Source organism: Paenibacillus jiangxiensis (genome assembly GCF_046098255.1).
Taxonomy (GTDB): domain Bacteria; phylum Bacillota; class Bacilli; order Paenibacillales; family Paenibacillaceae; genus Paenibacillus; species Paenibacillus jiagnxiensis.
On record NZ_JBJURI010000005.1, the window covers coordinates 104,741 to 125,910 of the forward strand.

The 21,170-nt window shown below is 47.8% G+C and carries 21 protein-coding genes and 1 pseudogene; 19 read left to right on the forward strand and 3 right to left on the reverse strand.

Annotation, left to right across the window (positions count from 1 at the left end; translation table 11 throughout):
• Positions 1 to 49: 49 nt before the first annotated feature.
• The gene (locus tag ACI1P2_RS07000; RefSeq protein WP_355318468.1) at positions 50 to 616 is read right to left on the reverse strand and encodes a TetR/AcrR family transcriptional regulator; all 567 of its coding nucleotides are present in this window, start codon (positions 614 to 616) and stop codon (positions 50 to 52) included.
• Positions 617 to 788: 172 nt separating this feature from the next.
• Between ACI1P2_RS07000 and lpdA the strand changes: the two genes are divergently transcribed.
• On the forward strand, positions 789 to 2,174 hold the full coding sequence (lpdA, locus tag ACI1P2_RS07005; RefSeq protein WP_355318166.1) for a dihydrolipoyl dehydrogenase: 1,386 nt from the start codon (positions 789 to 791) through the stop codon (positions 2,172 to 2,174).
• Positions 2,175 to 2,256: 82 nt separating this feature from the next.
• On the opposite strand, the gene ACI1P2_RS07010 is transcribed toward lpdA, so the two are convergent.
• On the reverse strand, positions 2,257 to 3,129 hold the full coding sequence (locus ACI1P2_RS07010; RefSeq protein WP_355318168.1) for an Rpn family recombination-promoting nuclease/putative transposase: 873 nt from the start codon (positions 3,127 to 3,129) through the stop codon (positions 2,257 to 2,259).
• A 358-nt stretch (positions 3,130 to 3,487) separates the two neighbouring features.
• On the opposite strand from ACI1P2_RS07010, the gene ACI1P2_RS07015 reads away from it, so the two are divergent.
• The 4 genes from ACI1P2_RS07015 (at position 3,488) to ACI1P2_RS07030 (ending at position 4,797) form a co-directional block, all read left to right on the forward strand.
• Complete coding sequence (locus ACI1P2_RS07015) at positions 3,488 to 3,757, forward strand: hypothetical protein (protein ID WP_355318170.1); 270 nt, start codon at positions 3,488 to 3,490, stop codon at positions 3,755 to 3,757.
• Positions 3,758 to 3,774: 17 nt separating this feature from the next.
• The gene (locus ACI1P2_RS07020) at positions 3,775 to 3,870 is read left to right on the forward strand and encodes a hypothetical protein (protein ID WP_355318470.1); all 96 of its coding nucleotides are present in this window, start codon (positions 3,775 to 3,777) and stop codon (positions 3,868 to 3,870) included.
• Between the two features lie 96 nt (positions 3,871 to 3,966).
• A complete protein-coding gene (locus tag ACI1P2_RS07025) occupies positions 3,967 to 4,203 on the forward strand; it encodes a hypothetical protein (RefSeq protein ID WP_408976157.1) in 237 nt (78 codons plus the stop codon).
• 126 nt (positions 4,204 to 4,329) lie between these two features.
• Complete coding sequence (locus tag ACI1P2_RS07030) at positions 4,330 to 4,797, forward strand: MEKHLA domain-containing protein (RefSeq protein ID WP_355318174.1); 468 nt, start codon at positions 4,330 to 4,332, stop codon at positions 4,795 to 4,797.
• Positions 4,798 to 4,846: 49 nt separating this feature from the next.
• Here ACI1P2_RS07030 and ACI1P2_RS07035 read toward each other — a convergent pair whose 3' ends face one another.
• Positions 4,847 to 5,308, reverse strand: coding sequence for a MarR family winged helix-turn-helix transcriptional regulator (locus tag ACI1P2_RS07035; RefSeq protein WP_355318176.1), 462 nt, complete (start codon positions 5,306 to 5,308; stop codon positions 4,847 to 4,849).
• A gap of 142 nt (positions 5,309 to 5,450) precedes the next feature.
• On the opposite strand from ACI1P2_RS07035, the gene ACI1P2_RS07040 reads away from it, so the two are divergent.
• The 14 genes and pseudogenes from ACI1P2_RS07040 (at position 5,451) to cas2 (ending at position 21,101) form a co-directional block, all read left to right on the forward strand.
• The gene (locus tag ACI1P2_RS07040) at positions 5,451 to 6,335 is read left to right on the forward strand and encodes an SDR family NAD(P)-dependent oxidoreductase (RefSeq protein WP_355318178.1); all 885 of its coding nucleotides are present in this window, start codon (positions 5,451 to 5,453) and stop codon (positions 6,333 to 6,335) included.
• 184 nt (positions 6,336 to 6,519) lie between these two features.
• Positions 6,520 to 6,909, forward strand: coding sequence for a hypothetical protein (locus tag ACI1P2_RS07045; protein ID WP_355318180.1), 390 nt, complete (start codon positions 6,520 to 6,522; stop codon positions 6,907 to 6,909).
• A 161-nt stretch (positions 6,910 to 7,070) separates the two neighbouring features.
• Positions 7,071 to 8,444, forward strand: a complete 1,374-nt coding sequence (locus ACI1P2_RS07050; RefSeq protein WP_355318182.1) for an amino acid permease — start codon at positions 7,071 to 7,073, stop codon at positions 8,442 to 8,444.
• Between the two features lie 179 nt (positions 8,445 to 8,623).
• Entirely contained in the window at positions 8,624 to 9,529 is a 906-nt protein-coding gene (locus ACI1P2_RS07055; protein ID WP_355318184.1) for an AraC family transcriptional regulator, read from the forward strand.
• Positions 9,530 to 9,615: 86 nt separating this feature from the next.
• Complete coding sequence (locus tag ACI1P2_RS07060; protein WP_355318186.1) at positions 9,616 to 10,890, forward strand: ABC transporter substrate-binding protein; 1,275 nt, start codon at positions 9,616 to 9,618, stop codon at positions 10,888 to 10,890.
• Positions 10,891 to 10,926: 36 nt separating this feature from the next.
• Positions 10,927 to 11,817 (forward strand): carbohydrate ABC transporter permease, encoded by an 891-nt coding sequence (locus tag ACI1P2_RS07065; RefSeq protein WP_355318188.1) that lies wholly within the window; start codon positions 10,927 to 10,929, stop codon positions 11,815 to 11,817.
• 15 nt (positions 11,818 to 11,832) lie between these two features.
• Positions 11,833 to 12,711 carry a carbohydrate ABC transporter permease gene (locus ACI1P2_RS07070; protein ID WP_355318190.1) on the forward strand — a complete coding sequence of 293 codons (879 nt, stop codon included), beginning with the start codon at positions 11,833 to 11,835 and terminating at the stop codon, positions 12,709 to 12,711.
• A gap of 400 nt (positions 12,712 to 13,111) precedes the next feature.
• Positions 13,112 to 15,580: a CRISPR-associated helicase Cas3' gene (gene cas3 / locus ACI1P2_RS07075; RefSeq protein ID WP_355318192.1), complete on the forward strand. Its 2,469-nt coding sequence runs from the start codon at positions 13,112 to 13,114 to the stop codon at positions 15,578 to 15,580.
• A gap of 20 nt (positions 15,581 to 15,600) precedes the next feature.
• On the forward strand, positions 15,601 to 16,320 hold the full coding sequence (gene cas5c, locus ACI1P2_RS07080; protein WP_355318194.1) for a type I-C CRISPR-associated protein Cas5c: 720 nt from the start codon (positions 15,601 to 15,603) through the stop codon (positions 16,318 to 16,320).
• Positions 16,321 to 18,255: a type I-C CRISPR-associated protein Cas8c/Csd1 gene (gene cas8c / locus ACI1P2_RS07085; RefSeq protein ID WP_355318196.1), complete on the forward strand. Its 1,935-nt coding sequence runs from the start codon at positions 16,321 to 16,323 to the stop codon at positions 18,253 to 18,255.
• A gap of 11 nt (positions 18,256 to 18,266) precedes the next feature.
• Complete coding sequence (cas7c, locus tag ACI1P2_RS07090; protein ID WP_355318198.1) at positions 18,267 to 19,133, forward strand: type I-C CRISPR-associated protein Cas7/Csd2; 867 nt, start codon at positions 18,267 to 18,269, stop codon at positions 19,131 to 19,133.
• The gene (gene cas4, locus ACI1P2_RS07095) at positions 19,120 to 19,779 is read left to right on the forward strand and encodes a CRISPR-associated protein Cas4 (RefSeq protein ID WP_355318200.1); all 660 of its coding nucleotides are present in this window, start codon (positions 19,120 to 19,122) and stop codon (positions 19,777 to 19,779) included. Before cas7c ends, cas4 begins: the two co-directional genes overlap by 14 nt.
• A pseudogene (gene cas1c / locus ACI1P2_RS07100) lies at positions 19,776 to 20,802 on the forward strand (type I-C CRISPR-associated endonuclease Cas1c). Before cas4 ends, cas1c begins: the two are co-directional and overlap by 4 nt.
• Positions 20,803 to 20,810: 8 nt before the next feature.
• Positions 20,811 to 21,101, forward strand: a complete 291-nt coding sequence (gene cas2 / locus ACI1P2_RS07105; protein WP_355318472.1) for a CRISPR-associated endonuclease Cas2 — start codon at positions 20,811 to 20,813, stop codon at positions 21,099 to 21,101.
• The last annotated feature ends 69 nt before the right edge of the window (positions 21,102 to 21,170 follow it).

Here is a 21,170-nt window from a genome sequence, read left to right on the forward strand (position 1 = left end):
AGCTTATTTGCCGGTCCCGATATTTATTTTACAAGGCCTTGAGCAAAGACTAGGATTTAATTAGCTCCTTGGCATGCTGCCTGCCAGAAGCGAGAAGGCTCTCGCTCAGCCCGGGATCGTTAACCGACCGTGCCAGCATTAGCGTTCCAACCATGGTACTAAGCAATGCACTGCCCGCAGACTTATCAATACCGGCAAGATCGGAGAGAAAATAAATCATTCGTTCCAGCTCACGGGTGAAAATCTGGCGAACTTCTTCGGAGGTTCGGGAGATTTCACTGGAAATGGCGGGAAGAATACAGCCAATCTCCGGATGGTCACGATGATAAGGGCTCAAATAATAATCGATTACCGTATGGATCTTGGGCTTTTCCTTCTCCCGGTCAGCCAATTTCCCCATCAGCGCAATTCCCTCGGTAACCGCATAACAGCAGGCTTCTGAAACCAGCTGTTCTTTATTTTCAAAATGAGCATAGAATCCTCCGTGTGTCAGTCCGGCTCCCTTCATTATGACAGGTACACTGATTTCGCGTGTTCCGTTCGTACGGAAGGCTTTGGCGGCACTTTCGATAATTTGCCCGCGCACTTTTTGTTTATGACCTTCGGGATAAGGCATATCAATCACCTCAAGCTTATAATCCAATTTCAAAATATTATATTCATCATAAAAAAGCATGTCAATTCTCTCGGGCCCCAGCATCCCAGGTAGAAGGGAGTATTGACCGCTTTAAAATATGATGATTATAATATATTATGATCATCATATTTTAAACAGGTGGTGTTAAGGCATGAATCAGCCTATAACCGTAGATACTCTGGTCATCGGATCAGGACCGGGAGGCCATGCGGCGGCGCAGCGGTCAGCTCAATTGGGAATGAAGACGGCCATTGTGGAACGCGGCCAGATTGGCGGAGTTTGCACCAATGTCGGCTGCATTCCTTCCAAAGCGTTAATTTCAGAAGCGCATCGTTACAGTGTGCACAGGGAGTGGAACAGCTCAGCTGCTTCAGCTTTCTTTACGGATGCCCAAGCTTTCAAGCAAGCGGTTGTGAATAAGCAGGTTGGCGGAGTTCATTTTATTCTAAACAATGCCAAAGCAACGATTCTGGAAGGAGAAGCTAGCTTCATTGATGAACATACGGTTGTTGTTAAACGGCCAGGAACAGAACAGAGGGTTTCCTTTAAGCACGTTATATTGGCAACGGGATCCCGTCCGATTGAGCTGGAGGCATTGCCATTTGGCGGACGTATCCTGTCTTCAACTGAAGCGCTTTCGCTATCTCAAATTCCGACAAGCCTGATCGTTATCGGTGGCGGTTATATCGGCATTGAATTGGGGCAGATGTATGCCAAATTCGGCACCAAGGTGACGATTCTGGAGGGAGGGGGACAGGTACTGCCCGGGTTTGAAGCGGACCTTGTCGCTCCTGTCATCCGGCACCTGAACACAGACGGCGTAACCATCGAAACGGGAGCGATTGCGGTAAAAGCGGAACAGGATGCGGATGGGCTGACACTTCATTATTTGAAAAATGATGAGCAGCATCAGATTAGAGCGGAGTATGCTTTAGTAACTGTCGGCAGAAGGCCTAATACAGACGGGGATTTAGGGCTTGAACACATCGGCTTACAGGTAACGAGCAGAGGACTGATCGAAACGGATGAACAGTGCAGGACGGCAATCCCGCATATCTTCGCAATCGGCGACATTACGAAAGGTCCGGCGCTTGCTCATAAGGCTTCCTATGAAGCCAAGGTTGCTGCGGAAGTGATTGCGGGTAAACCTTCTGCCATTGATTACAAAGCCATTCCGCTTGTCGTTTTTTCCGAGCCGGAGCTGGCCAGCGTTGGTATGAGCGAAACAGAGTGCAAAGCCAATGCGATTCCGGTTGTTGTTGGAAAATCTTCATTATCGATTAACGGCAGAGCGCTTGCCCTGAAAGCGGCGGAAGGCTTTGTTAAAATTATTGCGGATCAGGCGTCCGGCATTGTCATTGGCGCGCAAATTGTTGGGGTAGAAGCTTCAACCCTCATATCGGAGCTGGCTTTGGCAATCGAGATGGGAGCGACCGTGGAGGATTTGGCGATGACGATCCATCCCCATCCTACACTGGGAGAAGTGATTATGGAGGCCGCCGAAAACGCCGTCAGAAAAATGAAGGTGTATAAGTAAGAAAATATCGCCTTGCCCGCATTCATGGGGATAAGGCGATATTTTTTTGGTCACTTTGCTGAAAGGTGAACAACGGTAAAGCCTATTGAACGCGCTTGAGCGCTCTTACTTCCGCTTCAGGCAGTCCGCTTGCTTTGGCGATGATGGAAACCTCTATACCCATGGAGAGCATATTCATGGCGATTTCAATGGCTTTCTTTTTCTCTCCCTCAGCCATACCTTTAGCCATACCTTCGGCCATCCCTTTTTCCGTAGCCCATTCGATCATAGAGGCCTCATCATGCAAATATTTCTGCCGCTCTTCATACCGTCTGCGTGCTTCGCGGTCCTGACTCAGAAATTCAAGCGTATCCATCGCTTTCTTCAAAGTCGGTTCATTCATCTTCAGCACCTCCCAATTCGATTTGTCGACACCCTTCAGGAACAATAGCCAGTTGACTAACCCGCCTTCCATAGGAACAGATTTATCATCCAGCTTAGACAGCTCCATGAAATGCACTTCAATATCGTCGCTCAGTTCAAGCCCTGTATAGTCTTCTCTTAGATGAAATACATTATGATAACGTTCATTGGAAATAAATGAGTAGTTCAAAATATTAATAGTGACACATTTTTTGAGTTCCTTGTAGGTTTGCCCTTCTTGCAGCTGGCTGGAATAACGCTTGCTCCAGTAATAGAGCGTGCGCTTCTCGATATCATATTTATTGAACAATTGCATCTCAATATTAATCAGTTTGCCTTCTGTTGTCTTGGCCCAGATATCAAAAATAGACTGTTTATCGAGAGGGGCATCTTTATCTGTGTACGGATTAAGAAGGACAATTTCCGTCAGTGGTGGCTCAGCAGACTCCGCGAATGTTCGATTCAGAAAGGCGAGCAGCACATCTTTATTTTCTTCGCTGCCAAAAATTCGTTTAAAGACGAAATCATTCCGAGGGTCAAGCAGTTCCTGCATTTAGGAATCAACTCCATTTTATTATTGAAATAGGGTTTATCCGCTTAGAAGTACGACGAAAGATGCTTTTCTTATTATACCATGCTTTGATTTCAGTTTAGTATTGATCAGCCTCTTAGGGAGCAGGAAGAAAGGCAGTTTTCAGCAAAAATAAATAAATGAATATGGATAAAATTGTATATTTAAATTTTTAATGCCGAAATGTGAGAAGCCATTCCTCTGTTTTACAGAGGATTTTTTTGATAGGGGCATTTGGAACATCCAGAAGGAGGATTTTGAAGATGGAATACGTCAAAAAGAGCATAAACAAATCATTTTAAACGGCATGATCGAGTAGCTTTCAGCGAATTTCAATCAATTGGCTGAAGTATCCTCGCGATTAAATGACAATTATAATTCCAGCCGTGAATCGATTAAAGGCATGGCTGCCCATATGCAGAAGATCGCAAGCGGGGCCAGTATCCAGAAAAAACAAACCCAGGAAAGCTCAACAGCGATAGAGGACATAACCTCGGGAATCATACATATCGCAGAAGCGTCGGCTGCGGTCTCGGAAAGGGCAGCGGGCACTGCGGAAGAAGCGAATGAAGGTAATCAGGCGAACATGGGAAAGGGTTTGCGGTTGTAGCGGTTGAAGCGAGGAAACTGGCGGAGCATTCGGTCGCATCAACCGATAAAACCACCGGCATGATTCAGTCCATTCAGGAAGACACGGTTACATCGGCCGATGTGATTGAATAGGTAAGTCGTGAAATGCAAACCGGCCTGGATTTTGTAAAAGAATCGGGAGAAATATTCAAGCGAATCCATTCATCCATAAATGGCGTCGCCGATCAGATGAAGCAAATTTCGTCGTCATCCGGACAGGTATCCGCTTCCGCAAAGCAGGTTTCGGCAACCGTTCATGAAATGGCCAGCTTTGCGGAAACAACAACGGAGAGAGTACAAAATGTCGCAAATGCCTCTGAAAAGCAATCCTCTTCTGTTGAACATTTATCCGTTTCCATTGCTGCGCTTCGACTAATCGCTGCGGAATTGCAGGAGTTGATGCAAAAGACGGAAGCGTTAAAATAGAGCCGGTGTACTGGCTGATTTGCTAAAGATACGATTTGGAAAAATTATGGATAATGGAATTTTTTTCTGTTACCATCACTGGTAAATCCATAACCAAATCACTTAGTGACATCAAGGAGGATTATCATGATGACTTTCACCGGTATCGGAGCAACGAACGAACACGCAAAACTGATTATGGAAAGTTACCAGAGAGTAATTGGGCAAGCTTTGTTACAGGAGGTCATTTCTCCCGATGATGCTTTCACGCAATTGTTTCATGCTCCACTCGTGGTGCTGTCCCATGGAACGGAATCGGACCCGGTGTTGAACTTCGGCAACCGCGCTGCACTTGAGCTGTGGGAAATGGATTGGGAGGCTTTTACGAGGACACCGTCAAGATTCACGGCAGAGCCGATGGAACGCGAGGAACGGGACAAGTTCCTTGAGGCTGTTAGCGAAAAAGGATACGTCGATGACTATACGGGAGTCCGAATTTCCAGCACAGGCCGGCGGTTTCACATCTTGAGGGCAACGGTATGGAATTTGATCGACGAAAACGGCGCGATTCACGGACAGGCTGCCGCGTTTCGGGAGCATCGCTATATTAAATAACGTTATTAAGCCGCTGGACACAAGTGTTTGGCGGCTTTTTCTCTGCCTTTTATCTGGAATCCAATCCGTTAAAATCTTTGAGTATGCCGATGAAATGTTCAAGCTGATCCTCATTCCATTTGGAAATGCGTTCGAAATAGGCAATTTCCTTCTCCTTCAGAGCATCCTTCGTTTTTTCCCGCCCCAGATCCGTAAGGGAAAGAAATATTCCCCGCCGATCATGAGGAGAGGATTCCCTTTGTACATATCCCAACAGCTCGAGCTGCTTGACGAGTCGGCTGACCGAGCTACGATCCATGGCTGTTGCTTCCGCCAATGCTGAGGCGCTTGTGGCGCCGTATGAATAAAGCCAACGGACAAGATGGAAAGCCGCAGGCTGCAGGGAAGCATCAAACCGTGCGGCTATTCTTACATTTAGCGCATGCATGGAAGTAATCAGGGTATTGAGTTGCTCGCCCAGCTCCAGCTCCAAATTTGTTCTTCGCGTATTTTTATGCTGTTCGTCATTCATCTTCTTCACCTAACCTTTTGTAATGTGCAGCTAAATAGTTGACATATATCAATCAAATGAATATAGTTGATTTATGTCAATTATATAAGGGTGTCCGACACAAGTCAAAGCTGAACGCTGGATTATAGGAAGGAGCAGACAAATGACGACAACACCGATTATTGTAATAACGGGAGCCACAAGTGGTCTGGGGCAGCTCGTTGCGATTGAAATGGCCAAGCGTGGGGCCCATCTTGTTTTGACAGCAAGGAGCAGGGAGAAGGCTGAAACGACTAAGAAAAAAATAAATGAAGAGGTGCCTTCAGCGTCTGTTGACTTTTTTTATGGGGATTTGTCCTTGGTAAAGGATGTCAAACGAATGGGACAGGAGATATCAGCTGCATACCCGAGAATAGACGTGCTGGTGAACAATGCAGGAGTGCATGCGTTCGAGCAGCGGGTAACGTCCGAAGGGTTCCCTGAGATGATCGCCGTGAACTATTTAGCACCTTGGCTGTTGACGAACACTCTATACCGTTCATTATGTAATGCGGGAAATGCCAGAGTTGTCAATGTGGCTTCCGAGGCTTCACGGAATCATGGGGAATTCAAAATTCCTGAGGATTTAACGGATGTTTCTCCTTTTACTGCCAGAGGTTCGTCAGCCATCTATGGTAAAACCAAACTGCTAAACATTATGTTTACCGGAGAATTGGCACGTCGATGGGAAGGAACGGGAATAAGCGTTAATGCGCTGAATCCCGGGTTTAACGTTACAGGGCTCGGACGTGAGCTTTGGTTTGCATCCATGCTTGAGAGAGTATTGAAGTTTCTGCATATTGGTGATCCGCGGCGAGGGGCCGACATCATTACCCGATTAATCGTTGATCCGGAGTTTCTAAGCGTGACAGGGGGATACTTTAATGTCGGGTCCGGAAATCCTATCGTACCTGTGCATCCCGGCGGAGATAGTTCGATGCAAAACAGATTGTGGAATGCGACCAAGGATTTACTGCAGCAAAGGGGATTTCTTGAAACAGTGAATTAATTTGAAGCTCCTCTTAAGCAATAACAGTGAAGATCATCAGGGCTTGGCAGAATGCAGTTCACGATGATTGTGTTTTTATCTTTGTGTCTACTAAATTCCACTATTTTACTAGATTATCTGTCCAAGCCTCCCTTGTCCAACTGCATAGAATACAGTATCTCAAACAAAGGGAGGCAACAATACGATGGCAAAAAAAATGCGTGTCAAAAACTATAGTGAGATTGTGAGAAAGGCTCCTAAGAAAGTGAAGGCCAAAGGCAGAGTTAAAATCAAATGTTTTGGCAGCACTCCTTACTACAATAATAATAATAGCTTCTATAGTCCTGCTCCACAGCAGTATGGTTCTTCACGCCCCTTTGCAGGCCCGTCGTTGCAACAACGCTTGTATGCTTGGGCTCTTGCAAGTACACCTGTTACAGTTAATCTGGGCAGCACCTCTTTTCAAGGGCGTATCATCAGTGTGGATGGCAATGGATTTGAAGCCTCTGTAACCACTCCGCTTTCTTCAGGCCTGACAGCAGGATCTATCGTTTATGTTAACTTCGCTCAGGTTAGCGCAGTGTCTGCCTCTTAATACGATATATCAAAACCCAGGGAAGCTCGATTCTTGAGCTTCCCTGGTTTTTTACATATCATTTCATATTGTATTCCCTCGATTCTTCCAGTAGAATTTATTGATGTAATTCTGCATTGCGTTAATGCGTACTGTACCATGGAGAGAAAAGAGGAAGCGATTTGGAGACAGAGCAATTAAAAAGAGGGTTGAAACCCAGACACATTGAACTGATTGCGCTTGGAGGCACGATTGGAGTCGGGCTGTTCATGGGATCAGCCAGCACGATCAAGTGGGCGGGGCCATCCGTACTGCTGGCGTATCTGCTTGCTGGTATCATCATTTTTTTCATTATGCGCATTATGGGAGAAATGCTGATTGTGGAGCCGGTGGCGGGTTCTTTTGCTACCTTTGCCCATAAATATATCGGCCCGCTCGCAGGGTTTGTTACAGCCTGGAGTTATTGGTTCCTGTGGGTGACGGTTGGCATGGCCGAGGTTACGGCCATTGGCATCTATTTCGGTTACTGGTTCCCGGATATTCCACAGTGGATTCCGGCGCTGGCAGGCGTCCTGATCATCGCTGCGGCCAACCTGGCGGCGGTGAAATTTTACGGGGAGTTTGAATTCTGGTTTTCGATCATCAAGATTGCGGCCATTGTGTTCATGATTGTGGTCGGGACAGGCATGATCTTTTTTGGGCTGGGCAACGGCGGACAGCCGTTCGGGTTGTCCAACCTGTACAGCCATGGCGGCTTTTTCCCTGGTGGGCTCAAAGGATTTCTCTTTGCGCTTTGTATTGTAACAGGAGCTTACCAGGGGGTAGAGATGGTCGGGATTACCGCAGGAGAGGCGGAAAATCCGAAGTTCACCCTGCGCAAAGCGATCAAAAACATTGTCTGGCGCATTCTGATCTTTTATGTAGGCGCGATCTTCGTCATTGTCACGCTGTTTCCATGGAATGAAGTGGGCGAGACAGGCAGCCCGTTCGTATTGACCTTTGCCAAGGTCGGGATCGTGGCGGCCGCGGGCATCATTAACTTTGTCGTGCTTACGGCGGCCATGTCGGGCTGCAACAGCGGCATCTACAGTGCGGGTCGAATGCTGTATACGCTGGCCCGGAACGGACAGGCGCCCGCATTCTTCGGCAAATTATCCAAGGGAGGAGTGCCCCGGAACAGCATTGTCACGACGATTTCGCTGCTGCTGATCGGGGTGGCCATGAACTATCTGATGCCGGAATCCAAGCTGTTCCTGTACATCTACAGCGCAAGCGTACTGCCAGGCATGATGCCGTGGTTTGCGCTGGCGATCAGCCAGTTTCGCTTCAGACAGCGCTGGAGCAAGGAACTGGCGGAGCATAATTTTAAATCCAAATGGTTTCCGGTCAGCAACATTTTGATTATCTTGTTCCTGCTGTTTGTCATTGCCGGCATGTGGTTCAATCCGGACACCCGTTCCTCCCTGATCGTCGGGGCTGCCTTCATTGCCCTTGTTGTGATTGGTTATATGGTCTTCGGGATCGGTAAGCGTCAGCGTGTTGATGAGCTGGAGTAAATCATAGAATTGGAAGGGGACTTCCCAAAAGTCATTAGATATGACCAAGGGACTGTCCCCTTTTTGTGCAGCCGTTAGTACTAAGCCCAATGACCCGATTTTATATACATTAAAGAATTTGTGAGACACAGGAGAGGGAGAGGTACGCAGGATGCATAATTATAATAAGGTGGTATGGAATGACAGTACAGGAGAGGATGGATCGAATGGCTGCACCGACTTTTCTGGAAAAAGGTCATATGAAAGATGGTTTTCATATTCAGGTTAATCATACAGGCGAAGAGTTTAACTTTGCTGCACATTGGCATGAAGAGGTTGAAATGGTGTTCGTGAATGGAAAAAAAGGGCGCATTGGCGTGTACGACCAGCTTTACGAGCTGGAGCAGGGGGATGGGCTGATCATCAGACCCGGGGATGTGCATTATTTTCTGCCCGGAACAGGAAAATTGACCATTATCCTGTTTCGGATGGAACTGATATCCGGCAGCTTTATTGCGGAAAATGACCTGCTGGAGACAAGAAAGCTGTTTAACAAAACAGCGGTTATGCCGGCATGCCTGACAAGGGAAAGGGAGCTGACCCGCTGTGTCGATGCGCTTGCGGCTGAGGCGAAAGCTCGGGAAGCGGGCTATAGGTGGGCCATGATTGCAAGATTGTATGATTTGATCGTTTGCCTGCTGAGAACGAAAGCCCCCTGTGATGAACCCCCGGTTCATGGCTTGCAGATTACCCCTTCCAAAAAGTTTGAGTTTATAGATTCTGTATGCAGCTATTTGGAGGAGCATTATGCAGAACATATTAAGCTGGAGCAGGTCGCGGAGCATATCAAATTCAGCAAATTTTATATTTGCAAGCTGTTCAAGGAAATCAAGGGAGTTACATTGATGGAATACCTGAATCATTTTCGGATCATTAAATCGGAGTGGGCGCTGCTGTTCAGCGAGTCCTCCATACTCGACATTGCCATTAACCACGGATTCAACAACATGAATTCCTACAACCGTCTTTTTAAAAAATATAATAACTGCACACCAACGGAGTTCAGGAGGAAGCACAAGACCATGAACGCAAAATATGAAGAATGAATAACAATATTTGTGGAGAAAGCCCACTTCCAAATCAATATAATCGAATAAAATGTAAGCGTTTCCTTAATTGAAGGAGGGGGCTCATGAAGAGGTTTAAGCTGAACTGTTTTCCGCTTGGGATGCTTGTATGCTTAGCCATTGTATTAGCCGGCTGTCAGCCTCAAGCCATGGCCGATCATGCAGACAACGAGATTACCGTCTGGAGTTTCACCGATGAGGCAGGTTATGCCATCGAGAAGTTTGAGCAAAAATACCCGGATATCAAGGTGAATTTCGTGAATATTCCGGGCAATTTTTATATCACCAAATTAAAATCAGCCCTGCAAACCCGTTCCAAAGCGCCGGACGTGTTCATGATCGAGAACGCCAACATCAGAGAAATGATCGATGTTCCTTATCTGCAGAACCTGTCGGAGGCTCCGTACAATGCGGACGATTTACTGCCCGAGCAGTATCCGTTTGTGCAGGGCAATGAAAAGGACAGTGAGGGCAATGTAAAAGCCATCGGTTATCAGGCCACCCCTGGCGCCATTTATTACCGGCGCGATCTGGCCAAACAGTATTTGGGGACGGATGATCCCGAAAAAGTCAGCGCCCAAATCGATACCTGGGACAAAATATTCGAGATCGGCGAGCGTGTGCAGCAGGAAAGCGGAAATAAAGTCCATGCGCTGGCCAACTGGAATGCGATCTTGAATTCGTATGATGGAATTCCGTGGGTGAAGGACGGCAGATTTGTTATGGACGAGAAATATTTGCAGGTGCTCGATCTGGTTCGGGAAGCAAGGCAGCGGAAAGTGCTGGCCGAATTTGAGGATGGCAGCGCAGGCGTGGCCGCGTCCATGCAAAATGGCGGAGTGATGTTCTATCCCGGCGCCACCTGGGCGCTTCAGTATACGTTTAAGGCGAATGCGCCGGATACGGCAGGGTTATGGGGACTGGCCCAGGGTCCGACCGGTTTCAGTGCGGGAGGAACCTATATTGCGATGTACAGCAACAGTGACAAAAAGGATCTCGCCTGGAAGTTCATCAAGTTCTATAACTTTGACCATGAATTTCTGTCCGAGCTGGCAAGGGAGCAGGATTATTTTACAAGCAATATGATTGTCAATGACCAGTTGGCGCAGACGGTAACCTCGGATTACCTGGGAGGGCAGAAGCATTTCGAATTCTTCTCGGAAGCAGCCAGGAAGGTTCCCGTATACGAAAGAACCAAATACGACACGATCATTAATAACGATATATTCAAAATTGTGCTTCAGCTGTATCTCAACAATGACATCCAGACGAAAGAAGAAGCGGTAGAGAGGATCAAACGTGACGTGAAATTAAGATTTCCCGAGCTTGAGGTCGAGTAGACGGTAATTCGAATCCGATGATGGGGGTACAAATCCATGTTTGCCAAATCTATACGCAAAGACCATTACGGTTATTACTTTATTGCTCCTTTTTTCATCATCTTCCTCATATTTGGACTCTATCCGATCCTGTATTCCCTCTATATCAGCTTCACCAACTGGGATGGAATCACTTCGCCCCAATTTGTCGGTCTCGGCAACTATGTAGCTGTTCTGCAAGACCCGCTGTTTTATAAAACCTTGTTTAACACGCTGTTCATCTGGGGTATTTCCGTCGTTCCGCAGCTTACGGTATCGCTCGTGCTTGCTTTTATCCTGAATGACAAGCTCTTGAAGGGCAGGAACTTCTTTAGAGCGGTTTATTTCTTTCCGAACATCGTCACGGCGGCTTCGCTCGGCTTGCTCGTCAGCCTCATTTTTGATTGGCAGTCGGGGGGCTTGAATCATTTTCTTGTGCAAACAGGACTGATTCATGAACCGATCAACTGGAAGAATGATGTTTGGTTCATGCGGCTCATCGTGTCAGCCATTTTATTCTTTCAATATTTTGGTTACTCCATGGTCATCTATCTAGCGGGCCTCCAAGGCATCGACCCGGCACTGCAGGAAGCGGCTGCCATCGACGGTGCGCAGAAAAAGCATATTTTCCTGCATATCGTTGTTCCGATGCTGCGGCCCATCATCCTGTTTCAGATTATTACCTCCATCATCGGCGGCATCCAGATCTTCGATCAGCCGTTCACCCTGACAAACGGGACGGGAGGACCGGACCGGGCGGCGATGACGAGCATTATGTATCTGTATAACGTCGCATTCCAAAGCACGAGATTCGGTTACGGGGCGGCGATTGCATTTTGTTTGTTCATCATCATTATTTTGTTATCCGTCGTGTCTTTTGTCATGACGAACCGGAAGAGCAGGTCATAGGGGAGGGGGAAATGTATGCAAACGGCTAAAACATTAGAGCAAAGCCTGGCCTATTCCCGTAAAGCCAGCGCAAAAGGGCTGACGGCGGGCAAAGTGCTCGTATATATTTTTCTTGTCGGGCTTGCCATCTTATGTATCATTCCTTTTTATTTAATGATCATTTATGCCACTCACAACAATGCCACGATCGCATCAACGTTCACTTTTCTTCCGGGACAGTTTCTCATTGAAAACTATGCCAATATGGCCTCCAAAATCAACATCTGGCGCGGCTTTGCCAACAGCCTCTTTATTGCCGGCGCTTCGACCGTTCTGTCATTGTATGTGGGCGCGTTGACGGCTTATGGGTTCGCCAAGTACAAATTCAAGGGGCGGAACTGGCTGTTCCTGTTCCTCCTTGCGACCATGATGGTGCCGGGGCAGTTGGCTCTCATCGGGATGTATCGGCTCTTCAGCACACTCGGCCTGCTCGACAGCTATGCGGCGCTTATTTTGCCCGCTGCGGCACACGCCTTTAATGTATTTTTTATCAAACAGTTTATCGACAGCAGCGTGCCGGACGAAATTATTGAATCTGCCAGAGTGGACAGTGCCGGGGAGTTCAGAACCTTTAATTACATTGTGCTGCCCATTCTGGGACCGGCTATTGCCGCTCTGGGGATATTTACGTTTATCGGCTCCTGGAACAACTTCCTTACACCGCTCGTATTGTTCTTTTCATTGGAGAAATACCCGCTTCCCGTGCTGGTCGCGCTTGTTCAGGGATATTACGGGATGGACTACGGCCTGCTCTACTTGGGTGTTGCGATTTCCATCGTGCCGATCATTGTTGTGTTTGCAGTCTTCTCCAGGCAGATTATCGGCAGTGTGGCCTTAGGGGCGGTCAAGGGGTAGCGACTTGGAGATTCACTAAGGCGCTCCTGAGTCGCTCCAAGAACGAAGCATTCCTCCAATCGCTGTTATCCCCCAATTTCTAATCATATTTTTTAGCGGATGAAATTGGGGGATAAAGGCGAACGCTCTGCTTTTCCGGAATTGCTTCGTAATTTCCGCTGCTCCGTGCGTATCCCTACTGTGAAATCCGTGTGTACCCCTTACTTGTAATTAATTTAAAAAGCCGCTAAACACAGAGATTTCCGAGTGTTTAGCGGCTTTTTCTATGCGTAAATAATATATTAGGTTTTTACCAAAATTAATATCTTTCTGGAAGGAAATTGACATAGTTCGTCGAATAACGTCAATAAGACTTTATTCCTTATTTTAGTAGGACAAAAGATTTGTGACAGGGGGCCAAATGGATTATATCGCACATATCCGTGAGAAGGACAAGACTATTCAGACAGTTGAGGCACATTTGCGGGAAGTGAAGGAGTATAGCGAGCATCATGGTGGAAAAATCGGAGTTAAGCATCTGGCTGGAATAGCGGGATGGCTGCATGATTTCGGCAAAAATACGAATGAATTCTATAACTACATTCAGCAAGCTGCCGCTAATCCGGATGCGCCGCCCAAGCGAGGCTCGGTGGACCATTCCACTGCCGGGGGCAGGTTCATTTATCGTCGTTACCATGAAGGCTCCACGAAGGGGCTGAACAAAGCTACGGCGGAATGGATAGCGAATTGCATCATTTCACATCATGGAGGGCTGCGAGACTTTGTCAGTGCCGAGCAGACCTCGCCCTTTATGAAAAGGGTCGTTGAGACGGAATTGAAAGAATACGAGCAGGCAGAGCGAGAGTTTCTGAGTCTTGTATCTGTGGAAGAGTTGGATCGTTATTTTGCAAGTGCTGTGGCAGAAGTCAATCATTTGATGGGTATAGTCAGACAACATAAGTTATCTGAAATTACGCCTTACTTGCTCATTAAGTATATTTTCAGTTGCCTGATTGATGCGGATCGGACGAGCACGCGGGTTTTTGAAGAGGGTAAGGAGCCAGAGCAGCCCATAGATCATGGCGCATTTTTTGGAAGAGCGTACGACGCTTTACAGCAGCATCTTCACAAGCTGGAGAAGGGCAAGAATGCGGACCACCCGATTAATCGTCTGCGGCGTGAAATGTCTAGGCAATGTGAAAAATTTGCACTTAAACCTTCTGGCATATATACGTTGTCGATTCCTACGGGGGGCGGCAAGACACTGGCGAGCCTGCGATATGCATTGAAGCATGCGATTGAACACGGCAAGGAACGAATTATTTATATTATACCTTACACGACGATTATTGAGCAGAACGCCGACGAGATCAGAAAAATAATCAAGGAAGACGATATGATTCTGGAGCACCATTCCAATGTAATCCATGAAGACAAGAAGGCTCGAGCAGCGGATACATACGTTTCCAGCGACAAGGACGAGATGGAGGACGAGGCCTACGACTTTCGCCGAAAAAAGCTGAAGCTCGCTCGAGACAATTGGGATCGTCCCATTATTTTTACAACGATGGTTCAATTTCTGAATACCTTTTATGCCAGAGGTACGCGGAATGTTCGCAGGCTTCATCAGCTTTCTAATGCGGTCATTATTTTTGATGAAGTACAGTCGGTTCCTATTAATTGTATTTCGCTCTTTAATTCGGCGTTGAACTTCCTGAATATTTTGGGTAATTCGAGTTTGTTGTTATGTACAGCTACGCAGCCTGCGCTAGATTTCGTCAAGCATAGCCTGCGATTGTCTGAACAGCCTGAGATTATCGGTAATATGGCCGAAGTAGGCAACAGCTTCAAGCGTGTTGAGATTGTGGACCGGACGACACCGCTTGGGTGGAAGGCTGATCAACTTGGCGGGTTTGTGCTGGAACGAATGGATGAGGTCAACAGCACGCTCATCATTCTTAATACGAAGGCGGCAGCCCGAAAGCTGTATGACGAGCTGCACGAGCATGATGGTCTAGGGCAAGGTGATTTTAAGCTCTTTCATCTAAGCACGAATATGTGCGCGGCTCATCGGAAGGAAGTACTGGGTGAGATGAAAGAGGCGCTCAAGGCTGAGGAACGGGTTGTATGTGTAAGCACGCAGCTCATTGAAGCAGGGGTGGATATCAGCTTTGAATGTGTTGTGCGCTCGTTGGCGGGACTGGACTCCATCGCTCAGGCAGCGGGTCGATGCAACCGCCATGGCAAGGATGCACTGCGTCAAGTGTATATTATCAAATCGGCAGATGAGAGCTTGAAGCAGCTCAAGGAAATTCAATGCGGGGCTGACCAGACTACACGGCTGTTGGCGGAGTTTAAGGAACAGCCCGAGCTTTATGGCCATGATCTGCTGTCGGTTGCTGCGGTTAAGCAGTATTTTGAATACTATTTTGCGCAAATGAAGGATGAAATGGAATATCGGATCAAGCGGCTGAATCAAAATTTGTTTCAACTATTAGGGGCGAATCGTTATTATCTGGATGCTTACAAGAATAAGCATGGCAAGCTTCCCGGCGTCATCACTCCTGCCGCCTTGGCGACAGCCGAGCAACATTTCGAAGCGATCAGCAATCGGGCGACAGCGGTGCTTGTTCCTTATGATGAAACAGCAAGGACGCTGATCCTTGATTTAAATGGTGAACTGGATATACGCATGCTGGGAGATCTCCTGAAGCAGTCGCAGCAGTATGTCGTGAACATCTATGAGCATGACAGGAAAAAGCTGGAGAAGAACGGCGACTTATATCCGCTATTGCATGGTCATGTACTCGCCTTACGCGAACCGGCGTACAACGAGTTCTTTGGCGTAGAGTCTGAGGGCGAAGGCGTGTGGCAGGATGCAGTGTTGTGAAAAAGAAAGGAGATAGTGGATTGCGCAACCAAATAGAATTTGAAGTGTCCGGTAACTACGCCTTATTTACTGACCCGTTGACGAAACTTGGAGGCGAGAAATTTAGTTATCAGGTCCCGACGTATGAAGCGTTGAAAGGAATCGTTTCCTCCGTATACTGGAAACCGACTCTAATCTGGATCATTGATGAAGTTAGGGTGATGAACGTCATACAGACGGAGTCCAAAGGCATGCGCCCCATTGAATATAACGGTGGGAATACACTTGCTTATTACACGTATTTACGAGATGTTCGCTACAGAGTCAGGGCGCATTTTGAGTTCAACCTGCTTCGAGAGGATCTGGCCCATGACCGTAATGAGTTCAAGCACCATAACATTGCCAAACGTTCTGTTCAGGTCGGCGGACGCAGAGATATTTTCCTGGGGACGCGTGAATGCCAAGGTTATGTAGAGCCATGCGTTTTCAATGAAGGAGTGGGGGCTTACGATGAAGTCCCGGAGATCGACTTTGGCACGATGGTGCATGGCATCAGTTATCCGGATGAGACAGGACGAGCTGAGCGTGAAACCCGTCTATGGCGTGCCAAAATGGAGAAAGGCATCATTACGTTTATTCGACCTGAGCAATGTACGATGATTCGCAAGACTGGTGCAGGCTCAGTCAAGACATTCAACGCTGTCAACACGCAATCTGTGGATGAACTGCACGATGAGTGCTTTCCAGAGGGGAGGGTATAAATGACCTGGCTTGCAAATTTGAACCAGACGTATGAGAAGCATGTCGAACTCATCGGACAATTTGAGAAAAACCGATTTGGCCGTGATTACGCGCTGATTCCTATATCACATACGACCCAGAGCGCACATATTGAGGTTTTTCTGGATGGAAACGGGAACTATCAGTATGCTGCGATTGTGGATAAAAGTGAAAGCAATACCATTATTCCTTGCACCGAGGCTTCGGCCAGCCGGACAAGCGCTCCAGTCCCATATCCGCTGTTCGATAAACTCGTCTATGTGGCGGGCGATTTCACAACCTATTGCGGAGAAGTGAAAGGCTCGCAGCACGCTGATTACATGGCACAGCTTCGTGAATGGTGCGAATCGCCGTCTTCTCACCCCAAAGTGAGAAGCGTCTACGAGTATTTGCGAAAAGGGACGTTGATGGCGGATTTGATCCGTGATCAAAAGCTCTGGGTCGATGAGAACAACAGGCTGCGGAATAAGCTGACACCGGAGTTAGAGACAGAGCTGAAGGGACAACTGACCATTTTTAAGGTGATCGCTTCTGATCAAAGTTCTGCGTTCATCCGTTTTGCAGTACAAATTCCAGGTGAAGCAGAGTCGAGGTTGTGGAGGGATCGCTCTGTTCAAGAATCATTCATCCAGTTCTATAATAGAAGCCTTCAGGAAATCGAGTTATGTTATGTGACGGGTGAGCGGCTGCCTTATGCAGACAAACATGCAAGTCGGATTCGTAATTCGGGGGACAAATCAAAGCTGATCTCGGCGAATGATTCGGCAGGCTTCACCTATCGTGGGCGGTTCAAGACGAGCCGCGAAGCGGCAGCCGTGAGTTACGAGGTGTCCCAGAAGGCGCATAATGCGCTCAAGTGGCTGATCGAGAAGCAAGGTATTCAGAAGGACGGTAGGGTTTTTCTTGTATGGGGAACGGAGCAGTTGGAGGTTCCGGACCCGCATGAGGATGCATTCACTTTGTTCCCGGCGTCCGAGGAAGAGGAAGCAGGCGGGGACAGCACGCATAAGGAGTATGCCAATCAGATTCGCAAAGGAATCAACGGCCACCGCTATGAGAGCGATTATAGGTCCAATGTCATCATCATGGTACTGGATGCAGCAACGCCCGGGCGAATGTCTATTATCTATTACAACGAAATGAAGAGGGGGGCGTTCCTCGATAATTTGCAGCATTGGCACGAAACCTGCTTCTGGGAGCATCGGCGCAAAAATGACGAAGGCAGAATCATCACCTTTCCAGGTGCGCCGGCAACCAGAGATATCGCTATTGCCGCTTATGGTCCGAGGGCCAGCGATAAGGTGATCAAAGGGCTGATGGAGCGGATGCTGCCTTGTATTGTGGATCGTCGCAGCATTCCGCTTGATATTGTACGCAGCGCAATCAGCCGCGCTTCCAATCCGGTAGGTATGGAGCCTTGGGAATGGGAGAAGACGCTGGGCATTACATGTGCGCTCATTAATAAATTACATGAAAAGGAGGGCTTCAAAGTGACTTTGAATACAGAAACTGATGACCGCGACTACTTGTTCGGCCGACTCCTGGCCATTGCTGATGTGCTGGAGAGAAATGCGCTCGGCAAAGAAGAGAAACGGGCTACGAACGCGGTACGTTACATGAATGCTTTCGCCCGGCATCCGAGACGGACGTGGGAGATTATTCAGTCCAGTCTGCAGCCTTATCAGGCGCGAATGGGGACGGATGCTTTATGGTACAGTCGGCTAATTGATGAGGTTGGCTCCAAATTTAAAATGGAGGACTTTACCGACAAACCGCTAAGCGGACTTTATTTGATAGGCCTGTACAGTCAACGTCGGGATTTATATACAAGCAAGAAAGATAAGGAAGCTGCAGCTGCAACACAAGCCACTTTGAACCAAGATGACCAAGATGACCAAGAAAAAACCAACCAATAGGAGCGAATCCAATGACTATTCTCGATCATAAAATAGATTTTGCCGTTGTCCTGTCCGTCCGTAATGCCAACCCTAATGGCGACCCCTTAAATGGCAATCGCCCTCGTCAGAGCTATGATGGCCGTGGTGAAATTTCCGATGTGTGCATCAAAAGAAAGATTCGCAACCGTTGGCAAGATATGGGGGAGTCCATCCTTGTTCAATCCGATGAGCGGCGTGATGACGGTTATCGCAGTATTAAGGATCGCGCGGATGCCAACCCCGATATTCAGGAATTTGCCAAAGGGAAAAAGCAGAACAATGAGCTTTACGCCCAAGGAGCCTGCAAATCATGGATCGACGTTCGCAGCTTTGGTCAAGTGTTTGCTTTCAAAGATTCAGATGTGTCGATCGGTATTCGCGGTCCGGTATCCATCCATACCGCTGTAAGTATTGATCCCATCGATATTTCCAGCATGCAAATTACCAAAAGCGTAAATGCCGTCACGCAGAAGGACCCCGATAAGAAAAGCTCGGATACGATGGGGATGAAGCATCGGGTGGATTTTGGCGTGTATGTGTTCTATGGAAGTATTAATACGCAATTGGCGGAAAAAACAGGCTTCACAATCGAGGATGCCGAGAAACTGAAGGAAGCGTTGCGTACTCTGTTCGCGAATGATACATCCTCTGCTCGTCCCGATGGCAGCATGGAAGTTCATCAGTTGTATTGGTGGGAACACAAGAGCAAGCTGGGCCAATATTCGTCGGCAAAGGTTCATCGTTCGCTTGACTATAAGCTGAATCCTGATGTCGTTCAAGCGACGAAGTTTGAGGACTATACATTCACCCTTCAGCAGCTTGATGGACTGGAATGCCAGCAGTATGAAGGTTTATGACGAAGACGATTACCTGTTGTTGTCGGGTATCCAGCATTTTAACTTTTGCAGACGGCAGTGGGCGTTGATTCATATTGAACAGCAGTGGGCGGAGAACGTCCGGACAATTGAAGGCTCCCATCTGCACGAGAAAGCGGATCAGCCGCTGATTCGAGAGAAAAGAGGGGACAAGCTCATCGTGCGCGCCATGCCTATCCACTCCAGAGAGCTTGGTTTGACAGGCATATGCGATGTGGTGGAATTTATCCGTGATCCATCAGGCGTACCCTTGGCGGGGGAGGAAGGCTTGTACCTTCCCTATCCCGTTGAATATAAGCGAGGCAAGCCCAAGCGCAATGCTTCCGACCATTCGCAGCTCGTTGCACAATTGATCTGTCTGGAAGAGATGCTCGTATGTGATCTGTCACTGGGTTATTTCTATTATGATGAAATCAAGCATCGGGTGGAAGTGCCCGTTACTGCGGCTGATCGGGAGCTGGTCAAACAGAGTGTGCAGGAGATGCGGCATTATTATGACAGGAAGCATACGCCAAAAGCAAAGGCAGGGCCCCATTGTCAGAACTGCTCCTTGAATTTGGTATGTTTGCCGGAGATGCTGGCTCGGAAAACGGTCTCAAGCTATATTGAAAGCAGGATTAAGGAATGAAAAAACTGTTAAATACTCTTTTTGTGACGATACCGGACACGTACTTGTCGCTAGATGGTGAGAATATTGTAGTCAAGCAGGAAGAGAAAGCGATTGGCCGATTTCCGCTGCACAATTTTGAGGCGCACATTCGGTTATGCAGGTGTGAGTCCGGCTTTGATGGGAGCTTGTGCGACGCGTAACATTGGACTGACCTTTATGACCCGCACTGGACGTTTTCAGGCGCGCGTTATTGGCGAGGATCGCGGGAATGTCGTGCTGCGCAAAGAGCAGTACCGGATTTCGGATGATGAGCGCCAAAGCGCGCTAATGGCGAGAAATATGATCGTTGGCAAATTGTACAACCATAAATGGATATTGGAGCGGGCGAGTCGAGATTATCCGCTGCGTATAGATACAAACAGAGTGAAGCGGGTCACAGGCTCGCTGACGGAGACGATGGCCTTGGTTCGCGGTGTAGAAGCTCTGGATATATTACGCGGGTTGGAGGGCGCGGCAGCCGTTCAATACAATTCGGTGTTCGATGATCTGATCCTGCAACAGAAGGAGCAGTTCTTCTTCCACGGCCGCAACAAGCGCCCGCCACTGGACAATGTTAATGCATTATTGTCTTTTGCATACACGCTGCTCTCTAATGATATGAAGGGAGCGCTGGAATCCGTTGGGCTGGATCCGTATGTTGGTTTTTTGCATCGGGACAAGCCGGGGCGTGCTTCGTTGGCACTTGATATGATGGAGGAGTTGCGGGGGGTGTATGCTGATCGTTTTGTGCTTTCTCTGATCAATAAGAAGATCATTAATGCCAAGGGCTTCTACCAGAAGGAGAACGGCGCTGTTATTATGGAAGATGAGACGAGGAAAGTAGTGATCAAGGCGTGGCAGGAGCGGAAACAGGACAAGATCATACACCCTTATTTGAATGAAAAAATATCTTGGGGCCTCGTTCCTTACGCCCAAGCTTTGTTGCTGGCCCGACATATCCGTGGGGATCTCGATGAATATCCGCCATTTTTGTGGAAGTAGGTGTTGTGTTGCTGGTTCTGATTACGTATGATGTCAGTACAATGGATAAAGAAGGAAGGCGCCGTCTGACTAAAGTAGCCAAGAAATGTGTAGACCACGGTCAACGTGTGCAAAACTCGGTGTTTGAATGTATCCTCGACTCCACTCAGCTTCGCAAGTTGAAGTATGAACTGGAAGAGCTGATAGATAAGGACACGGATAGTCTGCGATTCTATAATTTGGGAGAAAACTACAAGACGAAGGTTGACCATATTGGGGCCAAAGAGTCATATGATATGGAAAGCCCACTCATTCTCTGAGGTGCGAATGTGAAGCGCACATGAAATCCCTGGGACATTCGCACCGCGAATTTTGTCGATAATATCCTT

Coding starts and splice junctions, on each gene's coding strand:
- ACI1P2_RS07000 (WP_355318468.1), bottom strand. CDS start 616: ATGCCTTATCCCGAAGGTCATAAACAAAAAGTGCGCGGGCAAATTATC.
- lpdA (WP_355318166.1), top strand. CDS start 789: ATGAATCAGCCTATAACCGTAGATACTCTGGTCATCGGATCAGGACCG.
- ACI1P2_RS07010 (WP_355318168.1), bottom strand. CDS start 3,129: ATGCAGGAACTGCTTGACCCTCGGAATGATTTCGTCTTTAAACGAATT.
- ACI1P2_RS07025 (WP_408976157.1), top strand. CDS start 3,967: ATGAAGCAAATTTCGTCGTCATCCGGACAGGTATCCGCTTCCGCAAAG.
- ACI1P2_RS07030 (WP_355318174.1), top strand. CDS start 4,330: ATGATGACTTTCACCGGTATCGGAGCAACGAACGAACACGCAAAACTG.
- ACI1P2_RS07035 (WP_355318176.1), bottom strand. CDS start 5,308: ATGAATGACGAACAGCATAAAAATACGCGAAGAACAAATTTGGAGCTG.
- ACI1P2_RS07040 (WP_355318178.1), top strand. CDS start 5,451: ATGACGACAACACCGATTATTGTAATAACGGGAGCCACAAGTGGTCTG.
- ACI1P2_RS07045 (WP_355318180.1), top strand. CDS start 6,520: ATGGCAAAAAAAATGCGTGTCAAAAACTATAGTGAGATTGTGAGAAAG.
- ACI1P2_RS07055 (WP_355318184.1), top strand. CDS start 8,624: ATGACAGTACAGGAGAGGATGGATCGAATGGCTGCACCGACTTTTCTG.
- ACI1P2_RS07060 (WP_355318186.1), top strand. CDS start 9,616: ATGAAGAGGTTTAAGCTGAACTGTTTTCCGCTTGGGATGCTTGTATGC.
- ACI1P2_RS07065 (WP_355318188.1), top strand. CDS start 10,927: ATGTTTGCCAAATCTATACGCAAAGACCATTACGGTTATTACTTTATT.
- ACI1P2_RS07070 (WP_355318190.1), top strand. CDS start 11,833: ATGCAAACGGCTAAAACATTAGAGCAAAGCCTGGCCTATTCCCGTAAA.
- cas3 (WP_355318192.1), top strand. CDS start 13,112: ATGGATTATATCGCACATATCCGTGAGAAGGACAAGACTATTCAGACA.
- cas8c (WP_355318196.1), top strand. CDS start 16,321: ATGACCTGGCTTGCAAATTTGAACCAGACGTATGAGAAGCATGTCGAA.
- cas7c (WP_355318198.1), top strand. CDS start 18,267: ATGACTATTCTCGATCATAAAATAGATTTTGCCGTTGTCCTGTCCGTC.
- cas4 (WP_355318200.1), top strand. CDS start 19,120: ATGAAGGTTTATGACGAAGACGATTACCTGTTGTTGTCGGGTATCCAG.